Origin of the sequence: Streptacidiphilus sp. ASG 303 (assembly GCF_020991365.1) — a bacterium.
Taxonomy (GTDB): domain Bacteria; phylum Actinomycetota; class Actinomycetes; order Streptomycetales; family Streptomycetaceae; genus Peterkaempfera.
Genome location: NZ_JAJLRA010000025.1, coordinates 71,632 through 92,167, shown reverse-complemented (window position 1 = coordinate 92,167; position 20,536 = coordinate 71,632). Strand labels below are relative to the sequence as shown.

18 protein-coding genes and 2 tRNA genes are annotated in these 20,536 nt (G+C 71.2%); 8 read left to right on the top strand and 12 right to left on the bottom strand.

Going from position 1 to position 20,536, the window contains the following annotated elements; genetic code table 11:
* Nucleotides 1-1,756, bottom strand: a 1,756-nt coding sequence (locus LO771_RS24300) for a cell division protein FtsK (protein ID WP_230746531.1), incomplete at its 3' end; no start/stop codon positions are given.
* 230 nt (nucleotides 1,757-1,986) lie between these two features.
* Between LO771_RS24300 and LO771_RS24295 the strand changes: the two genes are divergently transcribed.
* Nucleotides 1,987-2,163, top strand: a complete 177-nt coding sequence (locus LO771_RS24295) for a hypothetical protein (protein ID WP_230746529.1) — start codon at nucleotides 1,987-1,989, stop codon at nucleotides 2,161-2,163.
* A gap of 49 nt (nucleotides 2,164-2,212) precedes the next feature.
* Here the strand turns inward: LO771_RS24295 and LO771_RS24290 are convergent, their stop codons facing one another.
* The 5 genes from LO771_RS24290 to LO771_RS24275 all read right to left on the bottom strand — a co-directional run bounded on the left by LO771_RS24290 (nucleotide 2,213) and on the right by LO771_RS24275 (nucleotide 5,008).
* On the bottom strand, nucleotides 2,213-3,124 hold the full coding sequence (locus LO771_RS24290) for a DUF2637 domain-containing protein (RefSeq protein ID WP_230746528.1): 912 nt from the start codon (nucleotides 3,122-3,124) through the stop codon (nucleotides 2,213-2,215).
* A complete protein-coding gene (locus tag LO771_RS30865; RefSeq protein ID WP_255744274.1) occupies nucleotides 3,121-3,249 on the bottom strand; it encodes a hypothetical protein in 129 nt (42 codons plus the stop codon). Before LO771_RS30865 ends, LO771_RS24290 begins: the two co-directional genes overlap by 4 nt.
* Entirely contained in the window at nucleotides 3,246-3,467 is a 222-nt protein-coding gene (locus LO771_RS24285; RefSeq protein ID WP_230746527.1) for a hypothetical protein, read from the bottom strand. The genes LO771_RS30865 and LO771_RS24285 overlap by 4 nt, the downstream gene beginning before the upstream one ends.
* Nucleotides 3,464-3,751, bottom strand: coding sequence for a hypothetical protein (locus tag LO771_RS24280; protein WP_230746526.1), 288 nt, complete (start codon nucleotides 3,749-3,751; stop codon nucleotides 3,464-3,466). Before LO771_RS24280 ends, LO771_RS24285 begins: the two co-directional genes overlap by 4 nt.
* 540 nt (nucleotides 3,752-4,291) lie before the next feature.
* The gene (locus tag LO771_RS24275) at nucleotides 4,292-5,008 is read right to left on the bottom strand and encodes a GntR family transcriptional regulator (RefSeq protein ID WP_230746524.1); all 717 of its coding nucleotides are present in this window, start codon (nucleotides 5,006-5,008) and stop codon (nucleotides 4,292-4,294) included.
* 59 nt (nucleotides 5,009-5,067) lie between these two features.
* On the opposite strand from LO771_RS24275, the gene LO771_RS24270 reads away from it, so the two are divergent.
* The gene (locus LO771_RS24270; protein ID WP_230746522.1) at nucleotides 5,068-5,883 is read left to right on the top strand and encodes a bifunctional 2-polyprenyl-6-hydroxyphenol methylase/3-demethylubiquinol 3-O-methyltransferase UbiG; all 816 of its coding nucleotides are present in this window, start codon (nucleotides 5,068-5,070) and stop codon (nucleotides 5,881-5,883) included.
* Nucleotides 5,884-5,947: 64 nt separating this feature from the next.
* On the opposite strand, the gene LO771_RS24265 is transcribed toward LO771_RS24270, so the two are convergent.
* The 4 genes from LO771_RS24265 to LO771_RS24250 all read right to left on the bottom strand — a co-directional run bounded on the left by LO771_RS24265 (nucleotide 5,948) and on the right by LO771_RS24250 (nucleotide 10,165).
* On the bottom strand, nucleotides 5,948-7,762 hold the full coding sequence (locus tag LO771_RS24265) for a hypothetical protein (protein ID WP_230746520.1): 1,815 nt from the start codon (nucleotides 7,760-7,762) through the stop codon (nucleotides 5,948-5,950).
* The gene (locus LO771_RS24260) at nucleotides 7,755-8,240 is read right to left on the bottom strand and encodes an ABC-three component system middle component 2 (protein WP_230746518.1); all 486 of its coding nucleotides are present in this window, start codon (nucleotides 8,238-8,240) and stop codon (nucleotides 7,755-7,757) included. The genes LO771_RS24265 and LO771_RS24260 overlap by 8 nt, the downstream gene beginning before the upstream one ends.
* Nucleotides 8,237-9,307: an ABC-three component system protein gene (locus LO771_RS24255; protein ID WP_230746515.1), complete on the bottom strand. Its 1,071-nt coding sequence runs from the start codon at nucleotides 9,305-9,307 to the stop codon at nucleotides 8,237-8,239. Before LO771_RS24255 ends, LO771_RS24260 begins: the two co-directional genes overlap by 4 nt.
* A gap of 489 nt (nucleotides 9,308-9,796) precedes the next feature.
* Nucleotides 9,797-10,165, bottom strand: a complete 369-nt coding sequence (locus tag LO771_RS24250) for a tyrosine-type recombinase/integrase (protein WP_230746513.1) — start codon at nucleotides 10,163-10,165, stop codon at nucleotides 9,797-9,799.
* Nucleotides 10,166-10,445: 280 nt separating this feature from the next.
* Here LO771_RS24250 and LO771_RS24245 point away from each other — a divergent pair, with 280 nt between their 5' ends.
* Nucleotides 10,446-10,946: a hypothetical protein gene (locus LO771_RS24245; RefSeq protein WP_230746511.1), complete on the top strand. Its 501-nt coding sequence runs from the start codon at nucleotides 10,446-10,448 to the stop codon at nucleotides 10,944-10,946.
* Between the two features lie 415 nt (nucleotides 10,947-11,361).
* On the opposite strand, the gene LO771_RS24240 is transcribed toward LO771_RS24245, so the two are convergent.
* The gene (locus LO771_RS24240) at nucleotides 11,362-11,691 is read right to left on the bottom strand and encodes a deoxyxylulose-5-phosphate synthase (RefSeq protein ID WP_230746509.1); all 330 of its coding nucleotides are present in this window, start codon (nucleotides 11,689-11,691) and stop codon (nucleotides 11,362-11,364) included.
* A 145-nt stretch (nucleotides 11,692-11,836) separates the two neighbouring features.
* On the opposite strand from LO771_RS24240, the gene LO771_RS24235 reads away from it, so the two are divergent.
* Nucleotides 11,837-11,905 (top strand) — tRNA-Phe (locus LO771_RS24235).
* 302 nt (nucleotides 11,906-12,207) lie between these two features.
* Here LO771_RS24235 and LO771_RS24230 read toward each other — a convergent pair.
* A complete protein-coding gene (locus tag LO771_RS24230; protein ID WP_230746507.1) occupies nucleotides 12,208-13,188 on the bottom strand; it encodes a MerR family transcriptional regulator in 981 nt (326 codons plus the stop codon).
* A gap of 96 nt (nucleotides 13,189-13,284) precedes the next feature.
* On the opposite strand from LO771_RS24230, the gene LO771_RS24225 reads away from it, so the two are divergent.
* The 4 genes from LO771_RS24225 to LO771_RS24210 all read left to right on the top strand — a co-directional run bounded on the left by LO771_RS24225 (nucleotide 13,285) and on the right by LO771_RS24210 (nucleotide 20,294).
* The gene (locus LO771_RS24225) at nucleotides 13,285-14,793 is read left to right on the top strand and encodes a dienelactone hydrolase family protein (RefSeq protein ID WP_230746505.1); all 1,509 of its coding nucleotides are present in this window, start codon (nucleotides 13,285-13,287) and stop codon (nucleotides 14,791-14,793) included.
* A 126-nt stretch (nucleotides 14,794-14,919) separates the two neighbouring features.
* Nucleotides 14,920-15,816 carry a DUF72 domain-containing protein gene (locus tag LO771_RS24220; RefSeq protein ID WP_230746503.1) on the top strand — a complete coding sequence of 299 codons (897 nt, stop codon included), beginning with the start codon at nucleotides 14,920-14,922 and terminating at the stop codon, nucleotides 15,814-15,816.
* A 258-nt stretch (nucleotides 15,817-16,074) separates the two neighbouring features.
* The gene (gene hrpA / locus LO771_RS24215) at nucleotides 16,075-20,022 is read left to right on the top strand and encodes an ATP-dependent RNA helicase HrpA (protein WP_230746501.1); all 3,948 of its coding nucleotides are present in this window, start codon (nucleotides 16,075-16,077) and stop codon (nucleotides 20,020-20,022) included.
* A 198-nt stretch (nucleotides 20,023-20,220) separates the two neighbouring features.
* Nucleotides 20,221-20,294 (top strand) — tRNA-Asp (locus LO771_RS24210).
* The last annotated feature ends 242 nt before the right edge of the window (nucleotides 20,295-20,536 follow it).

Genomic DNA, 20,536 nt, shown 5'->3' with positions numbered 1-20,536 from the left:
CGAGGTAGCCCAGGCCGGCGTCGACCTCGGGGCGGAAGGTGGTGGCGCGGATGCCGTTCTTGTAGGCGGAGGTGCCCAGGATCATGTCGTTCTCGACCTGGCCGGCGACCCGCAGGCAGAACCGGATGGAGACATTGCCGGAGACCCCGGTGGGCAGGGAGTCCTTGTCGGGGCGCTGGGTGGCCAGGATGAGGATGACGCCGAACGCACGGCCGATCTTGATGATGAACTCGGCGTCCTCCCCGGCCTGCTTGCCCACCTTGGCGTGGGCGAACAGGTTCTGGCACTCGTCCACGATGCAGACCAGCGGGTGCAGCCCGATGCGCTTGTCGGCGATCTCGCGGGTGACGCGCTTGTCCGGGCACAGGTCCCGCGGGAGCCTCTTCAGCGCGCCGGTGCGGTGCATCACCTCCTTGCGGAGCAGGGTGAGGGACTCGGCGGCGTACTCGATGGAGTCGTCGTCGATGCCGGAGACGAACCGGTGGGAGATGGGCTCGAAGGGGTCCAGGTCGCCGGAGCCCTTGAGCTCGTGCACCCACATCTCCGCCGTGGGGTCCAGCGCGGCGCCGGCCGCGAGGACGCGGACGGAGGAGGTCTTGCCCTGGCCGGGCTGGGAGCCGAACAGCACGTTGTGCTGCACCAGCGGCACCGCGACCCACTGCCCGCGGGGGTTGCGGCCGAACGGCACCGGCTTGAACAGGTCGTGGCGGCCGGTCCTGGCCAGCGGCCACGCGATCTTCTCGGCCTTGGACAGGTCCTTGTCCCCGACCCACAGCACGAGCCGTCCCTCGTGCTCGTCCGCGTTGCCCTCCGGCCACACGCACCCCAGCGGGCGGCGCAGGCCCGAGGCCAGGCGCTTGCGGCGCTCCATGATGTCCCCGGCCGTGACCCCGTGGGGCAGGTCGACGTCCGCGCGCCAGCCGGGGCCGTCGCGGGTGATGGGGGCGGGGAAGGTGATCTCTCCCTTGCCCATGCCGCCGATGCCCAGGGCCAGCAGCGCCCGCTCCACGATGTCCGAGGTGAGCCGCGGAGCGCGGGTCTTCACCACGGCGCGGGTGACCAGGGGCTGATCGGCCGGGGCCCCGGCCCACCCCAGGGCGGCGACGGTGGCGGCGGCGAGCGCCAGGTGGGTCCAGCCGGGGGTCATGACCAGCAGTACCGCCACGAACGCGATGCCGAACGCGGCGACCAGGGCCGCGATCAGGGTCCGCAGCCGCACCTTGGCGTCCCGCTGCCGGGTGAGCCGCAGGTAGAGCTCCGCGTCCTCCTTGCGCACCGCCACCGCCCGCATCGGCGCCCCCTGGGCGTCTGCCACCCAGCGGCCAGCGCCTCCGATGACCCGGGCGGCACCGCGCGGGGCGCGGGCGGTCAGGCGGGCGGCGTACAGCGGGGAGCGGGCGGCGTGGTAGGCGGTGACGTAGGCGGCCTGGCCGGCGGCCCAGCGGGCGGCGGCCTTGAACTGCTCCGCGTTGCTGGCCCACTTCGGCAGGATCGGCTCCCGCCGCCGCTCGGCCGCCACGTCGGCGGGGGCGGCGGCCGGGTCGTCCACGTACACGGTGTCGTCCGGGTCGTCGTCCGCGTCCGCCGCGGTACCGACCACCGGCACGGCGGCGGGGTCGCCGGAGGGGCGGCGGGCGGTGCGGGCCTTGCCCAGGTCCACCACCTCACCCCCCGGCGTCTCGGGGAAGTCGGCGGTCAGGTCCGCCTCCAGGCGGGCGAACAGCTCACCGTCCGGGTCGGGCAGGTCGTGGTTCACTTCGCGTGCCTCTCTCATGAGTGGAGGTGCCGGGGCGCGCCGGAAGCCGGCAAGCGAGGGCGCGCCCCGGGTCGAAACAGGAGATGTGGCGCAAGATCGGTCAGGCTGCGGCCGAGGCGGCATAAGCCACTCTGAGCTGGGCTTTTGACCTTTCGCCGGGGAGTTGAGCGGCTGTAGCCTGCGACGGCCCTCGTTCAGACGGGAGGGTCGTCGACTGAGCGAGGAACCTCATGAGCAACTCGACCGACGCCGCAGGCGGTTGGTTCACCCTGTCCCTGGTCAACGCGGGTCTTGCGCAGGGCAAGGGCCGCAGCGGCTTGAACTGGTGGTTTGTGTCCCTGCTCCTCGGGCCGATAGCCACGCTGCTGATCGTCCTGTGGTCGCCCCTGCCGAAGAAGAGCGTCTAGCCGCAGCCAGCAGTACGGCAGCATGGGCGAGCGTCACCAGAGGCGACCCTCACTCACCCGCCGCGGCGTCCGGAGCGGCCTCCTGGGCGGGGTCTGCCTCGGGGGCCGGGCCGGTGACCAGGTGCAGCCCTGCCGGGTGTGCGGCGGCGGCCCGCTCGGCCTTGAGGGCGTCCCGCAGGGTGCGGGCCCTCTCGGCGGAGGTGCGGACCGCGACCCGGATCCGGTCGGCCGTCAGCTCCCGGTCCGGCCACCCGGCGGTGGCGGCCCGGGCCTCGGTCAGCAGCTCCTCCGGGGTGCGGACCGGTCGGGCCGACCGGGCGGCGGCCGGGAGCTTCCCGGTCGGCTTGCGCGGCCGGACCGCACGGGCGGCTGCGGTCGGGCGGGAGTCGGCCGCAGGAGCGGCGGCCGGCACGAGGGGTGCCGCCTCGGTCGAGGCCGGGGGAGGCGGGGCGTAGACCGACTTCTCCGGGGCGGGGTCGGCCGGTGCGGGCAGGTCAGGCGCCGACCGATTCGTCACGGTCTGCGGTGCTTCGCCGGTCGCGGGGCGGTGGTGAAGCACCTTGGCGACCAGGTCGGAGCCGTAGAAGATGGAGCCGACCGGCAGCGAGGTGGCCAACAGCACCAGGGCCCAGTTGGCGGGCGACCAGTCGGCCAGCCGCACCCGACCGGCGCCGTGCAGGCCGGGCACCAAACCGTGGACATAGTTCAGCACCAGCGACGCCGCGGTGTACCCGGCCAGGATCCGCAGGGCGAACCGGCGGTCGCCCTCCGGCAGCACCAGGGCGGCCACCAGAGCGAGGGCCATCAGGCCGTCGACCACCAGGGGATAGACGGTGGCGGCCACCGGGTCCGCGCCGATCGCGTGGGCCACGTCGCGCAGGGCGTTCCAGGAGACCCGGAACGCCATGCCGACCACGGCCAGCAGTCCGAGCACGAGCAGGATCTTCGGTCCGCGCTTCACCGGGCACCCCCGGTAGCGGCCTCGCGGGCCCGGCGGGCGGCCTCCGCCGCGGCGTGGGCGGCGGCAGCGGCAGCCCTGGCCGCCTCGGCGGCGCGGGCGGCGGCCTCACGAGCGGCGGCGGTCACCGGGCACCTCCCCGGGTGTCGCGGCCCGGCGCGCGGGCGGGGCCGGTGGGGCGGGCGGCGTCGGAGAGGACGTCCACGGCCAGGACCATGGCGCCCATGACGAGCAGCAGCAGCCGCACCGGGACGGCGGGGGTGATGCCCAGCAGCCACGCCAGGCCGGCGAGCACGGCCAGCAGCCGCAGTCGGGCGAGCACGGCAGGGAACGGTCCGGTCCTCATGCCGCCACCCCCGCCGGGACGGCGAGGCGGCGGGCAGCGGCCGGCCGCCGGGAGCCCAGCGGCACGGGGGCGGTGGCGAGCAGAGCGGCGGCGTAGGCGGCCAGCTGCGGGTCCTCCCGGCGCAGGTCCGCCAGCACCGCGCCGGCGACGTCCAGCCTGGCCGCCCGCTCCTCGGGCGACTCCGGACCGGCCGGACCGGCGAACAACTCGGTGTCGATGCCGAGCGCCAGCTCGGCGAACTCCGCCGCCGTAGCGGCGTACTGACCTGAGACGATGGTCCTCACGGGTCGGTCTCCTTCACGGGTCGGATCGGCTCGGAGCGGGGCGGCTGCGCTTTCCTTGGCCGGGAGGCAGCCGCCCCGACTCATCAGCCGGGGCCACTCATCGGATGACGAGCAGCCATGACCCCCGTCCTGCGGCAGACACCTGCAGGACGAGGACCAAAAACACTCGTGCAGCGCCGACCTCGCTTCGCCTGGGCATCCCGGGCGGAGCGAGGTCGGCGGTGTCGTCTCTTCGGGAGCGCGCTCCCGTTTCAGGCACAGACGACGTGACCTTTCGGTCTTGCCCTCCGGTTGACCAGGGGTCCGGGTCCCTCGGCCCGCTCTGTCCCGGGCCCCTTTAGGCATGGCGCAGCAGCCCCGACTCGGACTGCTCCGGTCGGGCTTGCGGCCACATGAGAAGACTGGACCGGTGGACCGGTCCAGTCAAGCAAGTTGCAGCCACTTCACGACGGGAGAGAACGTTCTTGCAGCTAGTAGGGCATGAAGCGCACGAAAAAAGCTGGACCGGCGGACCGGTCCAGCTTTGCGCTTGTGCTGCAGCTACATCGCGTAGGTGTCCACCTGCTCATAGAGGCTCCCGGGGGTCACGCCCTCCTCGCACACCAGAGGGCGCCCCTCCTGGTCGAGGGCCGTATGCAGCACCACGGCCACGGGAGTGGAGCCCGACAGTGCGAGGTGCAGCGCCTCGGTCTCGGTGGCCAGCCGCACCGTGGTCACGTCCACGCCCTCCACGGGGAACCGGCCGGTCTGCCGGCGCACGTACCGCGTCGTACCCTCCGCGATGGGTGCGGTCTGCGCCAGCCGCGGCGAAGCCTGGGCCACCTCGGGCGGGAACCATGCCTGCACGTAGCTGTGCGGACTGCCGTCGGGCAGCTGCAGCACACGGATGCGGCGAAGCGCCTCCACACCGGCCTCCATCCGGAGCGCGGCAGCCACGTGCGCCGGGGGCTCGGCCCAGTCGGGCGCACCGACACGCAGGAACGGCATTCCGCCGGCCACCCGCGCCGAACCAGCACGACGCCCGCCCGCTGGCCGGGCAACCGGCGTCTCGGTGACGACGAAGCCCGTGCCCTGCCGGGCCTCCACCACGCCGTCGTTCCGCAGCACGTCCATGGCCTTGACGGCAGTGGCCCGCGAGACGCCCCACTGCTCGGCGAGGTCCCGCCCGGACGGCAGGGTCTCCCCGGGAGCGAACTCCCCTGCGGCGATCCGGGAGCGCAGGGACTCCGCGATCTCTTCGTACTTCAACAGAGCCATGGCTCCCCTTGTCGGTAGCAGTGCTGGACTGGTCCACCGGTACACAGGATACTGCCGTTATGCCGAAACCCGAGTTGGCACCAGAGATCGAGCGCTTCTACTCCCACGTCATCGATGAGGACGCGCGCCTGAGCATGTCCGCAGACGGGCGGCTGGAACTCCTCCGAACTAAGGAGATCCTGCGGCGCTTCCTCCCGCCAGCCCCCGCACGCGTCCTGGACGTCGGAGGCGGCACCGGCGTACACGCCTGCTGGCTGGTCAAAGATGGCTACCGCGTAGACCTGGTCGACCCCATTGCGCGACACGTAGAACAGGCGGCGAAGATCTGCCCTGCATCGCTAGGAGACGCTCGCGCGCTGGAAGCAGCAGATAACAGCTACGACGTCGTGCAACTTCTGGGCCCGCTCTATCACCTGCCTGATCCTGCCGACCGGGACCAGACCCTCACCGAGGCACTCCGCGTCCTCGCCCCTGGAGGCCTCGTCGCGGCGGCTGCCATCAACCGATACTCGGCGTTGTTCGAGCACGCGGCCCTCGCACATCTGCAGAACGAACGGCTGCAGGTGACCATCTCCGAAATCCTCCGGACAGCCGTCCATAACGGCAGGCATGGATTCACTCTCGCATACTTCCACCGCGCCGAGGAGCTGGTGGATGAGCTGCGAGCCGCGGGGTTCACGGAGGTGTCGGTGTTTGGGATCGAGGGACCAGCTTGGTCGCTCCTCAAGACGGCGGATCACCTGCCCGGTATAGAGCCGTCCGCGCTTCAAGCACTTTTCGAGTCCGTCCTAACCGCAGCGCGACTGGCCGAGCCGTACCCTGAGCTCCTTTCCGCAAGCTCTCACCTGCTCGCAGTGGGAAGGGCGCCGGAGTAACTCGAGCGTAGCTACCGCTTGGCTATAGGCCGCATACACTCCGGGAGGCGCGGTGACCGTTGGCTCATTGGGAGCCCTCAGGGAAGAATCCCTGCCGGTCTCCGGTGGCACCAAATACGATGACGTGCGCCCCTTCGATGACATCGGCGGGGGGCCGGGAGTTCTCGACGATAACGCTCTGCATTGGAAAGTTTCGGTAGTGCCGATAGAAGTAGTCCTTGACGTAGAATGGGACCTGGACATCGTCGGCGACCAGTTGCCCGAAGGTGACCAGCGGGGAGTCTAGAACCAAGAACCCCAGGTGAGGGCTGCGCTGCTCGACGCAGTACTGCGCCATGGCGGTGGAAAATCCCGCATGCAGTAGGGCACGGATACCGCGGCCTCTGGAAGCGCGCGGACTTCCACCGGCGTGTACATCTCCGTCGTAGGGGTCCCAAGTGGCATGTTCGACGGCGGGAACGTGCCAGCTCTCCAGTGTGTCCCGCAGGATACGTTCAAAGGCGATCTGTGCGCTAACGGGGATGTAAGATGGGGCGCGACGAGCGGGGCTAGAGTCGCCGGCAAGTTTGACCCGGTGCGCATCGAGTTCCTCGACGTAGGACAGCACGTCTAGGTCTCGCTGCAGTTGGGTACGCCTGGCCAAGACCTCGTCAAGTTGCGCTGCGAGAGGTTCCAGGCGAGCCCCACTCTCCGCGATGGCCATGTCCAGCGCGTCTCCCTTGGCCTTTGCTTGCGCCAATTCAGTAGCAACCTGGGCGCATTGGTCGTCCATATCATTGATGGTGAGCTTCAGATCGGCGAGCAGCGCACGGGTCTTGTGGATCTCGGCCGCAACGGCCTGGTGCAGTTGGGTGGCCTCTACCTGATGGTGCTGGGGGTTTTGATGTTCGGGTTCTGCACCACAGAAAATGCATGTTCCCTCCTCAAAGTATCCGAGAAGGTTTCCGGCCTCACTGACCATGGCAAGGCGATCCAGGTCGGACTCGTATTGCTGGCGCAGGAGGACAAAGCGGTTGATCAGGTCAGTGATCTCGATCAGACGGCTGGCGATCAAGGATTCCTGTTCGCTGATTCGGGTTCGGGCGGCGATTGCTACTGCCTGACGTTCACTCTCCGCGTGGTGGGAACGGGTTGCGTCCTGCAGAGTTTCGTCTAGCCGGGTCAGTTGCTCGCGCAGAGCACTCAAGTTGCCCTTGTTCTTGAGTTTGGCCAGGGCGTCGATGACGAGTTGGTCGATGAAGGCAATCTTGCCTCGCTGGACGCGGCGTTGAGCTGCGTTGGGCCCCTCGGCCACGGGTTCGTCTTCGCGAGTCAGGACGAAACGCATGACCGAGCGGGCGCGCGTAGGGTAGGACACGCTGCGCGTGCGTTGTGAGGGTGGGGTGACGGAATCGATTCGGGCGTCGGTGACGACAGCCAGGTTCAAGATATCTGCGAACCGCAGCGGCTCGGTTCGACCCTCCTCATTGGTACGGACATATGCCCCGTCCAGACCTAGACAGCCCAGCAGGTAGCTCGACAGATCTTGACCGCTAGTGGCACGGCGAGCCGAGACGATGGCGTGCGGCACTTCGTGGACCAAGTCCCGAAGGTCTTCCAAGTAGATGCGGATGGAGTTGTTGCCGGGGGCTCGGACCAGGGTCAGCGGGCTGCCGTCAGGCAGTAGCATGCCGAGTAGGATCTGACTGTAACCGGCTGAGCGGCTGACCGAGGGGGCTTTCTGGCGACCGGCGAGCATGTAGTCGATGGAGTCGACAATGAACGACTTTCCGGTGTCGGAATCACCGCAGATGATGGTTAGCCCATCGCCGAACGTCACCTGTGCCAGTGGTAGTCCCGAGCCAGCATAAGTCAGGTGGGTCAGCTTCAACTCAGGCACCGAATCGCCCCTCGTGGTCGCGCGCGCTCGCCAGGAAATCCTCGTTCCAAATGGCGGCGATCGTCCGCATCGCCGACAATGTGTCGGTGCGCGGCGCATACTCCTCCACCGCCCACCGTGCCCGGTCTTGCAGTTGGGCCACGTACGGGGCCTCAAGAATACCGACGAAGCCAGAGCCGCGATGGGTCGCCCGGTAGAGCAGGCCGTCGTCTCGGGCCTCGACCTCTGCCAGACCCGAGCGCATGAGAACTGCCAGTCCTTTGTGCAGCAGTTGGCGTCGTAGCCCCAGTTCCCCGGGCCCTGCTGGAAGGTGAGGGTGCAGACTGGGGGGACCGTCGAACTGTCCGCTGTGGAGCATGGCGTGGTCCAATGCCACCAGCATCGACACGTCGATGGGATCCGGGTAGGACCGCGCGAGGAGCACTAGGACGCGCACAGCCACCTCGACGGGCCCGTTGAGCGGGTTGGGAGTGTTCACCGTGCGTCTCCTTTCCGGCACCAGACCAACCCATTCACGTTGGCGAACTGATGGCACATACCCATCTTTTCGATGTTCTTGAGATGATCCTTGAGCATGGGCGAGTGCGGTTCGACCTTAGAAGCACTGACCAGCACCTCCTGCAACCGGTCGAAGCCGGTTGGGAATCTGGGAGCCGCCACCTCGAGCAGCACCGGCAGCACGTCTTCCTGGAGTTCCCTGTACGGATCGCCGGGAAGGCTATCGCGCGCGTACATCCGCACCGACTCTGCCGCATAGAAGGCTTGCCGCTGGCGGCGCACATGGTCTCCGGCCTCCTCGTGCTCTAGTGCGTCCGCGAAGGTGTTGATGTGTGGGCTGTAGTACCCTCGGTAGACTTGCAGCAGCTGTTCCACGAACCGGGCTTCCACGGAGTTGTCTGGCTCGTCCGGCACCGGAATTCTCTTGGGCTTCCCAGCCGGGGGGAGGTTGAACCTCTCCACGTACAGTGGGGTGTCGCGCACCACCTCAAGGATGGTGCTGAGGTTGACCGTGTAGAACCAGGTGAAGTCATCTGCCTCCGCAAGGGCGTGCACCTTGTCCAGCACCGCAGGATCCAGCCTCTTCACGGGGTCGGGGCGTCGGTTCAGGTAGCCCAGGAACTGCCGCTTGAGCTCCTTGGGCGTCAGCATGATGTCGGTCAGGCGCGGGTGGATGCGCGGTGCGACGAACGTGTAGCGGGTGGGCAGGGTGCGGGTTGTCTCGACCTTCGCCACGAAGGGCTTAAGCATCTCCGGCATGGCGTCTGCAACCTGCAAAGCGTCCTGATAGTGCTTGCATTGGAAGCAATGCCAGGGCCCGTTGAGCTTGGCCTCGGTGAAGAAGGCGACCACGTCCGCGCCGCGGTCGTTACTGCCCCCGATCATCTCGACGCCGGCATAGCCCTCGTGGCTTGCCCGCAACTTCACCCATTCGAAGGCGAATTGCTCCCACTCGTCCGACTTCCAGAAGTAGACCTGCTGGAGCGGGGTTCGGGTATCGAAACGGTTGGTCGCCGCCGCCTGTGCCGGGATGGTGTACTCCGACACCACATGGTCCGGCCCGGACGTCAGCGGCCCGGCGTATGGATGATCTGCCATTCCCACCCTCTGCGCTGCGGCGCCTGACGGGCGCAGAGCTGTTCTATCACCCCAGTTCGTTCACGAAAAGAGCACAGGCGTGCTGTACGTGGGCTCTCCGTGACGGACAGTGCGTCGCGGATGGTTGCGGATCGACTCTCTCAGAGGGCTCTGACAGTCGATGGCGGCAGGCTGCGCTCTTGGAAGTGGGTCCCGCAGAGTACGCCAACGGGTACGCCAACAGTGGCGAACTGGGCCGGACATCCAAGGACCTCATGATCACCGCCCCAGCAGGAGAGCACCGCTCGATCAGCCAGGTTGCACGGCCTGAAAAGCGGAAGGTCGCCGGTTCGACCCCGGCCCTGGCCACAAGTGCTCACCAGCACGAAGCCCCGAGCGAGATCATTCGCTCGGGGCTTTCGCGTGTCCTCTGACGGCAGCCTGACGGCAGCGGCCGGGTCAGCGCAGCAGTTCGGAGAGCCTGGCCAGCGCGCTCCGCTTCTCATCCACCGACGCATGGGCGTACACGCCGAGGGTCACCTGCAGGTCGCTGTGCCCGGCGACCTCACGGACCGTGTGAGGCGGGACACCCAGGTCGAGCAGCAGCGAGACGAACGAGTGCCGCAGGTCGTGGAAGCGGTAACCGTCGAGGCCTGTCCGCTTCCGCACGGCGTACCAGTGCCGGTTGGGGTTACGCGGGTCGATGGGCGAGCCGACCGCCGTCGTGAAGACGAAGCCCGAGTCAAGGCTCGCTTCGCTCGCAGCGGCGCCGCTCGCCGTCGCTCCTGTCTTCGCCCCGCTCCGGCGGCGGCCCGCTCCGCGCCGCAAGGCGGGAGGCTTGGGTAGGCCGGCCGGGGCTGGGGCGGCCGGTTCCACGGCTTTACGCACCTCTCCGGACCGGGCCCCGAGTCGAGCAAGACCAGGGGCCGATCGGGCTTATTGCGGGCAGGCAGGAGCCAGCCCGATTCCCGGCCAGCGTACGGCCCCCTGGCCATGCCCGACCCCAGACCGGACAGGACACCGCCCAAAGCCGCTCCACCGCCCGCGTGCATCAGTGCTCGCCTCGCCGTCTTCCTGGCCAGGCCATGTTGCCCCTTAGCCTGCTGTCATGAACGCTGCTGACTCCGACAACACGACCGAGTCCGTCCTCGGTGAGCACCTGGCCGCAATCGATGACCTGCTCTCCCGCCCCTTCCCCACAGAGAGCTATCGCGACGCGGCCACCGATGCCGGCCCCAGTCATCATGTGCTCGTCCTACGGCAGAGTCAGGACTTCTGGGAAGATTCCGACGGTGAGGCCTCTCGGCAGGCTTACGCAGACATGGAGTCCCACCTTGAAGCTCTTATCAGCGCACTGACCGATCGCTGGGGCGAGCCCGAAGCAGTCGACCTGTGGCAGTACTTGACGGCCAGCTTCGACGGCGCAGCAGCTCCTGAGCCGATCGACATGCTGTGCCAAACGGCCGTGACTATGCAGGTCTGGCGGCAGCCGGAGGCAGATCACTGGGTCGGACTTGCAATCGGCCAGGCGGATAAGGAGCTGCCGCTTGAACTCATTGCCGCAGTGGGCATCGGCGCGGCCCTTCGTCCGCCGACGCTTGGCGAGTAGTGAAGATCTGCGAAGCTCCTCCGGAAGCGGATACGCTCATCACGTCCCGACAACAGGCGTCCGGGGGCGCCCGAGGCACTGCCGAACCGGTGGGAGTAAGAGGCAGCTCACGGGGCGGCTGCATGCGTGGCAAGCGCTCATTGTCCTGAGTGGTCCCCACCGGACCCCGGTCACCAGGTTATTCAGGTTCTCTTCGAGCTACTCGACAAGCTGCGAGCCGAGTAGGCCGCTGGGTGGGGCGCACTGGGCCGTCTCTGGGCCGTGCAGGGGTGCTCGGCGATGACCGACGACGACAACCCTTGACGGCTCAGTCCCAGGTCAGAACGTCGATCGGGAACTTAGGCCCAGGTCAGAGGAGCGGGTCGTCACTTCCAGGGCAAGAAGTCGTGCATCTGCGAGCGGCAGCGGGGCTGGTTCACGGTAGTTCCCAGCGCACCAGCGCCTTGGCGTATGGCTCCCCACTCCTGCGAGCGTATGCCATTCGTTCTTTGACCTCGCTCAGTGTCTGCGGTCGATAGCCAGGCCCACCGCAGCAGCTCTTGTGAAAGCGCACGCCCGCGTTCAGCAGCACCGAGAGTGTCCGCCAGCCGGCCTCGTCACGCCGACGTGGCGCGGCGAAAGCGGAGCCGACATGGAGCAGTGGCTCGGCACAACGCGGACATGGCCGCTCGTGATCGCCCAGGTACGGCTGCTTGTAGGAAGCCCGGCAGGGCAGGCAGACGTACGAGGTCTTTCCATGCGGCATGCGGTCAGGATAGGGCTGGCGACGACGGTCCTCGACAGGATTCCCCGGGACGTGACGGCAGCGTGACGGCAACGTCAGCGAACGCAGCGGTACGCAGCGGGGAGTCACGGTCAACCATGACGTGCAGAAGCAGGCACCGCCCAAGAGCGACCTGCCACGACGTACTCGCCTGAAAAGCGGAAGGTCGCCGGTTCGACCCCGGCCCTGGCCACCACGCCTGACCAGGCACGATGCCCTCGAAGCAGCTCGCTTCGGGGGCGTTTTCGTGTCGGTCGACGCCGACGTGGCGGCGGACGGCCACACCCTCCGGGCCCTGTTCCGGCTCACCGCACGCCCGGCGCCTTCGGCGGTGCGGGCGGCCCGTCCGCCGGGCCGGGCGCCGGCAGGTCGCGCTCGCCCGGCGCCCGCCCGGTGGTCCGCCACTGCACCGCCGGCCCCGGTCCCCCGGCGGGGCAGCGCCCGGCAGCCGCAGGGACGCGGAAGAGGCGGGGGGCCGGACCCGCCCAGGGGAACCGGTCACGGTCGCGCGGGCACCCCGCCGACCGGGCGGGCGTGCCCCGTCCGGTCCGCAGCCGCGGCGACGTCCGCGGCCAGCGCGGCCCGCATCCACGCGTGGGCGGCCCCGAGGGTCGGCTCCGGCGAGCCGGACAGTTCGCCGGCCAGCTCCCAGTACCGCTCGACCATCGGATCGGCGGCCAGTGCCAGCAGCTCGGTGAGCCTGCGGCGGAACTCCGGACCGTCCCGCAGGCCGCGCGACTCGGCGTGGGCCGCGACGAAGCAGTCGAGCGTCTGCCCCCGGTCCGGCGCCCGGTTCGCCCTCAGGTCGGCCGCGGCCAGCGTGTAGGCGTCGAACAGACCGCGGTACAGCACGTCGGGGCGGCACCCCTCGTCGGTCCGGTTGCCCGCCGGCCGGCGCGGGTCGGTGGTCGGGCAGGGCGCGGTGGCGATGGCGTGCAGCCGGGCGAAGGCCAGCACCTGAGCCGGCGTCGGATCCGCCGGCGGCTGCGGAACCGCGTGCTCGAGGATCGAGGAGACCAGCCGGCGCGACAGCCGGACGGGCAGCGCCCCCCGCCAGAAGCGCGCCAGCGCCGCCGTACCGGGCGGGGCGGACACCGCGCCGACGAGCCGCAGGCGATCGGCGCGCTCCTCGGCCGGGCAGTCCCGGACCAGCTGCAGGGCGGCCTCCCGCCAGCGCAGCGCGGTCAGCTGCGAGCCGAGCTCGCGCAGTCGGCCGTCGACGGCCTCCTCCAGCGTGTCCGCCAGCCCGTCGCCGTGGTCGAGCACCCGGCCCACCTCCGGCACCGGCAGGTCGAGGGCGCGCAGGGACCGGATCAGCCGCAGCCTGTCCAACGCGTCGGACCCGTACCGCCGGTGCCCGCCGGAACTGCGGGAGGTCTCGGGCAGCAGACCACGGTCCGAGTAGAAGCGGACGGTCTTCACGGTGACGCCCGCCCGCTCGGCCAGCTCGCCGATGCTCCACATGCCGTCAGGGGACAAGGCTTGAACCTCCCTCAGGGGGAGTTCCTAACGTACCCGCGGGTGTGGACGGCCGGGACGGCCGGCCGCACGACCGAGACACGCGAGGAGGCGATCATGACGGTGTTCGTCCTGGTCTCCGGCCCCTTCACGGGCGGCTGGATCTGGCGGGAGACCGCCGAACGGCTGCGCGGGTCGGGGGCGGAGGCGCACCCGCTGACCCTCACCGGCCTCGGAGAGCGCCGCCACCTGGCCCGGCCGGGCACCGACATGGAGACGCACATCGAGGACGTGGTGCAGCTGATCGACCACCTCGACGCGCCCGAGCTGGTGCTGGTCGGCCACGACTACGCCATCCACCCGGTCCTGGGTGCCGCCGACCGCCGGCCGGAGCGGATCGGCCGGATCGTCCACCTCGACGCTGGCCTGCCGCAGGACGGCGATGCCGCCCTCGCCCTGGTCCCGGACCAGGAGGTCCGCGAGCGGCTGCTGCGCCCGGACGGGCCGGCCGAGCACGACTGGCGGGTCCCCGCGCCGCAGCCCGACGCGTGGCAGCGCTGGGGCAGCACCGCAGGCCTCCCGGCGGAGGCGCTGGCCCGACTGGACCGCCACGCCGCGCCGCAGCCGTCCGGCACCCTGGTCCAGCCCCTGCGGTTGACCGGGGCGCTCGCCGGACTGCCCACCACCGGCGTCCTCTGCACCGCGGGAGGGACGACCATCGCCATGGTCGAGACCCTGGTGCGGTCCGGGCAGCCGCAGTTCCGGGCGCTCGCCGACCCGGGGGTCACCTTCTTCGAGCTCGCCACCGGGCACTGGCCGATGCTCTCCGCCCCCGACGAGCTGGCCGCCGTCCTGCTGCAGGCGGAGGCGGGCGGGGGGCACCGGATCGCCGCGAGCGGCGACGAGCAGCCGTTCCACCTCAGGCCCTTCGTGCTGGACGTCCCCGAGCGGCCGCGCGAGCGGACCGGCGCGGTCGACCTCCACCTGCCGGACGCGGACGGGCCCCGGCCCGCCGTCGTCCTCGTCCGCGGCGGCCCGGTCCCCGCCGGGCTGCGGCCCACCCCGCGGGACTGGCCGGTCTACACCGGCCACGCCCGGTACGCGGCGGGCGAAGGCGTCGTCGGCGTGACCGTCGACCACGGACTGCACGCCCTCGTCGACTACGGGCGGGCCGCCGAGGACATCGCCGCAGCCGTCGAACGCGTCCGGGCCGACCCGCGGGTGGACGCCGACCGCATCGCCCTGTGGTTCTTCTCCGGCGGCGGGCTGCTCGCCGCCGACTGGCTCGCCGCGCCGCCGTCGTGGCTGCGCTGCGTCGCGGCGAGCTACCCCGTCCTCGCGCCGCTCCCCGGCTGGAGCACGGTGGACGCGCGGTTCCGGCCCGTCACCGCCGTCCGGACGGCCGGGGAGCTGCCGATCGTCCTCATCCGGGCCGGCCTGGAGCACGCCGAGATCGCGGCCACCGTCGACGAGTTCCTCATCGCCGCCGAGGCCGCGGGCGCCCAGGTCGAGACCGTCGACGTCCCGGCCGGCCACCACGGCTTCGACGTGGCCGACCACAGCGACGACTCCCGCCGCGCCGTGGCCGCCGCCCACCGGGCGGTCCTGGCCCGGCTCCGTGCCTGACCCGGGCGCGGAACGCGGTCCCGCGGCAGCGGCGCGCAGGACGCCGGTCCGGACCTGTCGCGGGCACCGCGGGCACCGCGGCCGCCGGGACCGCACGTCCCGCGGCCCACGGGGCAGGCGCACGGCATGGGACGCATCCTGGTCGGCACCTGCTCGTGGACGGACCCGGCGCTCGCGGAGTCCGGGTGGTACCCGCCCGACGCCCGCTCGGCGGAGGAGAGGCTGCGCCACTATGCCGCCCGCTTCCCGCTGGTCGAGGTGGACGCGACGTACTACGCGCTGCCCAGCGGACGCAACAGCCTGCTGTGGGTGGAGCGGACGCCGCCGGGCTTCGTCTTCGACGTGAAGGCGTTCTCGCTCCTAACCCGGCACCCGACGCGGGCGGCCGCGCTGCCGGCCGCGATGCGGCCGCACACCGGGCGTCCGACGGTCTACGCGGACGACCTGCCGCCGGGGGCCGTGGACGAGGTGTGGGAGAGGTTCCTGGGGGCGCTGCGGCCGCTGCACGAGGCCGGCCGGCTGGGGTCGGTCCTGCTGCAGTTCCCGCCGTGGTTCCGGCCGGGGCCGCAGGCACGGGAGTACCTGCTGGAGTGCCGCAGGCGCTGCGCGCCGTACCGGGTGGGCGTGGAGTTCCGCAACGGCGCGTGGCTGGAGGAGGGGGCGCGGCGCGAGGGGACGCTGGACTTCCTGCGGAGCCACGGCCTGCCGCTGGTCTGCGCGGACACGGTCCAGGGGCAGGCTGCGTCGGTGCCGCCGGTCGCGGCCGCCTCCTCGGGGCGGCTGTCGGTGGTGCGCTTCCACGGGCGCAGCCCCGCCTGGTCCGGGGGCGACCGGACGGAGCGGTTCCGGCACCGCTACACGGAGGGGGAGCTGGCGGAGTGGGTCCCCCGGATCCGGTCGCTGGCCGGGGACGCGGCCGAGGTGCACGTGCTGTTCAACAACTGCTGCGGGGACGCGGCTCCCTCGGCCGCGGCGCGGATGTCCGCGCTGCTGGGGCTGGCGGCGCGGACCGGATCCGCTTGACGCCGGGGCCGGGCCTGGACCGACGCCGGGGCCGGGGCCGGGCCCGGGGCCGGGCCTGGGCCGACGCCGGGGCCTGGCCTGGCACGGGGGCCGGGCCGGGCCGTGGCAGGCCGGCGGCGGCCGCCGCGCGCCCGGCCGGTCCCGGAAGCGGAAGGCGGATGCCGCACACTTGCTGTTGGCAGCGATGCTGTCGACAGCGGCATGCCCGCGGGGGAAACCCGCGTGCGGCCGCACGCCGTTTCTTGCGACCGTATGGGGATGCCGTCCGTGAGTTCTCCCTTCGCCGACCTGCAGGCCCGCCTGCCCGAGCTGACGCTGCGCGACCAGCGGCGGCTGGAGCGGCGGCTGGACGGCGCCCGCCGGGTGCGCGACCCCGACGCCCGCGGCACGATCGCCGCGGAGATCGAGGCCGAGATCGCCGAGGCCGAGCTGCGGGTCGAGCAGCGACGGGCCGCCGTACCGAAGATCACCTATCCCCCCGAGCTGCCGGTCAGCCGCAAGAAGGACGACATCCTGGCGGCGATCCGCGACCACCAGGTGGTGATCGTCGCGGGTGAGACCGGGTCGGGCAAGACCACCCAGATCCCCAAGATCTGCCTGGAGCTCGGGCGGGGCGTGCGCGGCCTGGTGGGCCACACCCAGCCGCGGCGGATCGCGGCCCGCACGGTCGCCGAGCGGGTCGCCGAGGAGCTGGAGACGCCGCTCGGCGAGGCGGTGGGCTGGAAGGTCCGCTTCACCGACCAGGTCGGCCGGGACACCCTGGTCAAGCTGATGACGGACGGCATCCTCCTCGCGGAGATCCAGACCGACCGCGAGCTGCGCCAGTACGACACCCTGATCATCGACGAGGCGCACGAGCGCAGCCTCAACATCGACTTCATCCTCGGCTACCTCAAGCAGCTGCTGCCGCGCCGCCCCGACCTCAAGGTCGTGATCACCTCCGCGACCATCGACCCGGAGCGGTTCTCCCGGCACTTCTCCGACGCCCCGATCATCGAGGTCTCGGGCCGGACCTACCCCGTGGAGGTCCGCTACCGCCCCCTGGCCGAGGAGGGCGACGGCGCCGACGACACCGACCGGGACCGCGACCGCGACCAGGTGCAGGCGATCTGCGACGCAGCCGTGGAGCTCCAGGCCGAGGGGCCGGGCGACATCCTGGTCTTCCTCTCCGGCGAGCGGGAGATCCGCGACACCGCGGACGCCCTGGAGAAGCTGCGGCTGCGGGACACCGAGGTGCTGCCGCTGTACGCGCGGCTCTCCTCCGCCGAGCAGCACCGGGTCTTCCAGGCGCACCGCGGCCGGCGGATCGTGCTGGCCACCAACGTGGCCGAGACCTCGCTGACCGTCCCCGGCATCAAGTACGTCATCGACCCCGGCACCGCCCGCATCTCCCGGTACAGCCACCGCACCAAGGTGCAGCGGCTGCCCATCGAGGCGGTCAGCCAGGCCAGCGCCAACCAGCGCAAGGGCCGCTGCGGCCGCACCTCCGACGGCATCTGCATCCGGCTCTACTCGGAGGAGGACTTCCTCTCCCGGCCGGAGTTCACCGACGCGGAGATCCTGCGCACCAACCTGGCGTCGGTCATCCTGCAGATGACCGCCGCGGGCCTCGGCGACATCGCGGCCTTCCCCTTCATCGACCCGCCGGACTCCCGCAACATCCGCGACGGCGTCCACCTGCTGCACGAGCTGGGCGCCCTGGACCCCGAGCAGAAGGACCACCGCAAGCGCCTCACCCCGCTCGGCCGCAAACTGGCCCAGCTGCCGGTCGACCCGCGCCTGGCCCGCATGGTGCTGGAGGCCGACCGCAACGGCTGCGTGCACGAGGTCATGGTGATCGCGGCGGCGCTCTCCATCCAGGACCCGCGGGAGCGGCCGGGCGAGAAGAAGCAGGCGGCGGACGAGAAGCACCGCCGCTTCGCCGACGAGACCTCCGACTTCCTCGCCTACCTCAACCTGTGGCGGTACGTCCGCGAGCAGCAGCGGGAGCTCTCCTCCTCCGCGTTCCGCCGCATGTGCCGCAACGAGTTCCTCAACTACCTGCGGATACGGGAGTGGCAGGACATCCACAGCCAGCTGCGGACCGTGGCGCGGCAGCTGGGCGTCCACGTGGCCGACGCCGCACCGGACGCCGAGCCCGACGCGCAGCGCATCCACACCTCGCTGCTGGCCGGCCTGCTCTCCCACATCGGCCTGATGGATGTCGAGAAGCGCGAGTACGTCGGCGCGCGCGGCGCCCGCTTCGCGGTCTTCCCCGGCTCCGGCCTGTTCAAGAAGCCGCCGCGCTGGGTGATGTCGGCGGAGCTGGTGGAGACCTCCCGGCTGTGGGCGCGGATCAACGCGCGGATCGAGCCGGAGTGGGTGGAGCCGCTCGCCGGGCACCTCGTCAAGCGCACGTACAGCGAGCCGCACTGGGAGAAGAAGGCCGGCGCCGTCATGGCGTACGAGAAGGTGACGCTGTACGGCGTGCCGATCGTCGCCCAGCGCAAGGTCAACTACGGCCGGATCGACCCGGAGCTGTGCCGGGAGCTGTTCATCCGCAACGCCCTGGTGGAGGGCGACTGGGAGACCCACCACCGCTTCTTCGCCGAGAACCGCAGGCTCCTCTCCGAGGTGGAGGAGCTGGAGAACCGGGCCCGCCGCCGCGACATCCTCGTCGACGACGAGACCCTGTTCGACTTCTACGACCAGCGGCTGCCCGAGGACGTCGTCTCGGCCCGCCACTTCGACTCCTGGTGGAAGAAGGCCCGGCGCGAGCAGCCGGACCTGCTCAACTTCGAGAAGTCGATGCTGATCAACGAGTCGGCGGGCGGCGTCACCGAGGAGGACTACCCCGACCACTGGCAGCAGGGGAAGCTCCGCCTGCGGCTGACCTACCAGTTCGAGCCGGGCAGCGACGCCGACGGCGTCACCGTCCACGTGCCGCTGCCGGTGCTCAACCAGGTCACCTCCGAGGGCTTCGACTGGCAGATCCCCGGCCTCCGGGAGGACCTGGTCACGGCGCTGATCCGCTCGCTGCCCAAGGCGGTGCGCCGCAACTTCGTGCCCGCGCCGAACTTCGCCAAGGCCGTGCTGCAGAAGCTGACGCCGCGCCAGGAGCCCCTGCTGCCGGCGCTGGAGCGGGAGCTGCGGCGGATGACCGGCGTGACCGTCCCGCCCGAGGCGTGGGGGCAGACGCCGGTCCCGGACCACCTCCAGGTCACCTTCCGGGTGGTGGACGAGCGGCGGCGGAGGCTCGCCGAGTCCAAGGACCTGGAGGAGCTGCGGCTGCGGCTCAAGCCGAAGCTCAAGGCCACCCTCTCCTCCGCCGCCTCCGGGCACGGGCTGGAGCAGGAGGGCCTGACCGGCTGGCCCGAGGGCGTCCCGGCGCTGCCGCGCACCTTCGAGCGGCGCAGCCGCGGCCACGCCATCCGGGCCTACCCGGCGCTGGTGGACGACGGCGCCACCGTGGCGGTCCGGCTCCTCGACACGCCCGAGGAGCAGGCGCACGCCATGTGGGCCGGCACGCGCCGCCTCCTGGTGCTGACCTGCCCCTCCCCCGTGAAGTCCATCCAGGGCCGGCTCGGCAACCAGGCCAAGCTCGCCCTCGCCAACAACCCGCACGGGTCGGTCGCCGCCCTCTTCGACGACGTCGTCTCCTGCGCCGTGGACCGGCTCATGGCGGACGCGGGCGGCCCGGCCTGGGACGCGGAGGGCTTCGCCGCGCTGCGCGACCGGGTGCGGGCCGACCTGTACGAGACGGCGGCGGACACCACGCTCAGGACGGCCTCCGCCCTGATCGCCTTCCAGCGGGCGACCAACCGGCTGAAGACGGTCGGCAGCCCGGTGCTGCTGCCCGCGGTGTCGGACGTGCGGGCGCAGCTGGCGTCGCTGGTCCACCCCGGCTTCGTCACGGAGACGGGGTGGGCGCGGCTGCCCGACCTGCGGCGGTACCTGCTGGCGGCCGAGCGCCGCCTGGAGGCCCTGCCGGACCACCCGCAGCGGGACCTGCAGCACCTGCGGCGGGTCCAGCAGCTGCAGGAGGAGTACGCGGAGCTGCTGGCGTCCGTGCCAGCAGGGCAGCGGCCCTCGGAGGAGCTGCTGCAGATCCGGTGGATGCTGGAGGAGCTGCGGGTGTCGTTCTTCGCCCAGACGCTGGGCACGCCGACGCCGGTCTCGGAGAAGCGGATCAGCAAGGCCATGGACCGGGCGGCGGCCGCCGCCTGACCCTCCGGGGCAGGCCGCCCGGCCCGCCGGGCCGGGGTGTCCGCAGGACGGCGCGGGGCCGTCCTGCGGGCCGCCCCCGGGGGCGGCGCGGGGCGGCCGGGGGGAGCGTCCGCCCGGCGCCCGCGAGGTGGTTCGACCTGGGGCTCCGTATGCAGTAGCATCTGTGATGTCACCGCGCGAGCGGCGGCGAAAGATCCTGGTCCCGTGGAGCAGTTGGTTAGCTCGCCACCCTGTCAAGGTGGAGGTCGCGGGTTCAAGTCCCGTCGGGATCGCATCACGCGAGAGGCCCGGAACCGCGAGGTTCCGGGCCTCTCGCGTTTCCCGTGCCCGGCGACGCCCGCGCGCGTTTCCGCACCGCACGGGCGGCACGGGTCGCACGGGCGGTTCCGGCGGCACGAGCCGCGCGGGTCGCACGGGCGACGCGGCGGCCCGCGGCGTGCGGACGTGCGGCCCCTCCCCCGGACCCCGCGCGCCCGCGCGCCCGCACGCCGGCGTCCGCCCGCGGCCCCGGTCC